The organism is Bradyrhizobium sp. PRIMUS42 (assembly GCF_023006515.1).
GTDB lineage: Bacteria > Pseudomonadota > Alphaproteobacteria > Rhizobiales > Xanthobacteraceae > Bradyrhizobium.
This window is the reverse complement of sequence record NZ_JALBGZ010000858.1, coordinates 1-2,421: the sequence shown is the minus strand read 5'-3', so window position 1 is coordinate 2,421 and position 2,421 is coordinate 1. Positions and strand designations below refer to the sequence as shown.

The following is a 2,421-nucleotide window of genomic DNA, read 5'->3' as shown; positions in this document are numbered from 1 at the left end:
AGCGATCTTGCGCTGCGCGCGGTGGCGGAGGCCTCCGAGGGTAGCGTTGCAAGGGCCCTGACGCTGCTCGGCGGCGATGCCCTGAAACTTCAGCAGCGCACGGCGGCGCTGCTCGCGCGCCTGCCGCAGGTCGATCCGCGCGAATTGCACACGCTCGGCGATTCGCTCGGCACCAGCGATCGCATCGCACTTGCCGCCTTCATCGACGGCATCGATCGCTGGATCGCGGAACGCCTGCATGGGGACGAGGCCAATGCCAACCAGAACCTGCCGCGCCTTGCGCGCCTAGCCGAGGTATGGGAAAAGATCGTCCGCGCCGCGCGTGACACCGAAACCTACAATCTGGAGCGAAAACCCTTGGTTTTCTCGGTGTTCGGCTGGCTGGCGGACGCAACGCGCTAGGCGCAGGTTTGTTTCCAAATTTCGAGAAGCCGGTAAAAGGAATTCGTCGTGGCAACGCGAGCTAAGAAAACCGTCAAAGCCAAGGGCAGCAAGAAAGCTGCGAAAAAAGCCACGAAGAAGGCTGTGAAGGCGCGCGCCAGCAAGGCCGTCAAGAAGACCAAGAAGGTCGCCGCCAAAAAGGGCGTGAAGAAGAGCGTCGCGAAGACGGCGAAGAAGGCCGGCAAGAAAGTCGCAAAGAAGCAGGCCGTGGCCAAGAAGACGGTAAAGAAGGCGGCCAAAAAGCCAGCCAAGGCTCCGGCGAAGAAAGTGGCCAAGAAGGCGAAGGTGAGTGCGCCTGCCGTTGCCGCTGCGCCGGCGCCTGTTGCCGTGCCCCCGCAAGCCGTGAAGCCCAAGGTCTCGAAACCCGAGATCTCAAAATCCGAGATATCAAAACCCAAGATCTCTAAACCCAAGATCTCTAAACCCAAGGCGCCGCCTGCGCCGAAGCCCGTCGCAGCTCCGCAAGCCGCAGCACCCGTCGCCGCCCCCGCGCGCGACAACGTCTTCTACATCACGACCGCGATCGCCTATCCCAACGGCAGCCCGCATATCGGCCACGCCTATGAGGCGATCGCGACCGACGTGCTCGCACGTTTTGCGCGGCTCGACGGCAAGGACGTGTTCTTCCTGACCGGCACCGACGAGCACGGTCAGAAAATGGTTCAGACGGCCGCCGGTGAGAACATGTCCGTCTCCGCGCTTGCCACGCGCAATGCCGGCCGCTTCAAGGAGATGGACGAGCGCCTGAACGTGTCGTTCGACCGCTTCATCCGCACCACCGAGGAGCAGCATCATCGCTCCAGCCAGGAGATCTGGCGACGCATGGAGGCGAACGGGGATATCTATGCCGACACCTATGCCGGCTGGTACTCGGTGCGCGATGAAGCCTATTACGCCGAGGACGAGACGCGCCTGAACGATGACGGCGTCCGGCTTGGACCGCAGGGCACGCCGGTCGAATGGGTCGAGGAGAAGAGCTATTTCTTCCGCCTGTCGGCGTACCAGGACAAGCTGCTGAAGCTCTACGCGGATCATCCCGATTTCATAGGGCCCGACTCCCGCAAGAACGAGGTGGTGAGCTTCGTCAGAGGAGGCCTGCGCGATCTCTCGATCTCGCGCACGACGTTCGACTGGGGCGTCAAGGTGCCCGGCGACGAAGAGCACGTGATGTATGTCTGGGTCGACGCGCTGACCAACTACATCACCGGCGTCGGCTTTCCCGACGAAGGCGACGGAAACTGGCGTTATTGGCCGGCCGACGTCCACATCATCGGCAAGGACATCATCCGTTTCCATGCGGTGTATTGGCCGGCGTTCCTGCTGTCGGCCGGGATCCCGCTGCCGAAGCGGGTCTATGCCCATGGCTTCCTGTTCAACAGGGGTGAGAAGATGTCGAAGTCGGTCGGCAATGTCGTCGATCCCTTCAACCTCGCCGACCAGTATGGCGTCGACCAGATGCGCTATTTCTTTCTGCGCGAGGTGCCGTTCGGACAGGACGGCAACTACAACCACGAGGCCATCGTCGCGCGCATCAACGCCGACCTCGCCAACGATCTCGGCAACCTGGCGCAGCGTTCACTGTCGATGATCGCAAAACAGCTCGTCGGCGTATTGCCCGAGCCCGGCGAGTTCAGCGACAACGACAAGGCGATCCTGGCGATGGCCGACGGCATGATCACGGCGTCACGCGAAGCCATGGCGACGCAACAGATCCATCACTGGCTCAACGCCGTCTGGGCCGTGGTCGCGGAGGCCAACCGCTATTTCGCCGGCGAGGCGCCGTGGGCGCTCGCCAAGACCGATCCTGCCAGGCAGAAGACGGTGCTCTACGTCACCGCCGAAGTCGTGCGCCAGATCGCGATCCTGGCTCAGCCCGCGATGCCGGCCGCCTCGGGCTTGCTGCTCGACAGCCTTGGTATCCCCGAATCCGAGCGCAGCTTCGCGATGCTCGGCGGCGCCAGGCGGATCGCGCCCGGTTCG

Annotated in this window: 1 protein-coding gene and 1 pseudogene; both read left to right on the top strand. The window is 63.2% G+C overall.

All coding sequences use genetic code 11. The features are described 5' to 3' along the window. Nucleotides 1–402, top strand: a pseudogene (locus tag MOV75_RS34755) (DNA polymerase III subunit delta'); the annotation flags it as partial. A gap of 48 nt (nt 403–450) precedes the next feature. Next, nucleotides 451–2,421, top strand: a 1,971-nt coding sequence (metG, locus tag MOV75_RS34750) for a methionine--tRNA ligase (protein WP_247007598.1), incomplete at its 3' end; no start/stop codon positions are given.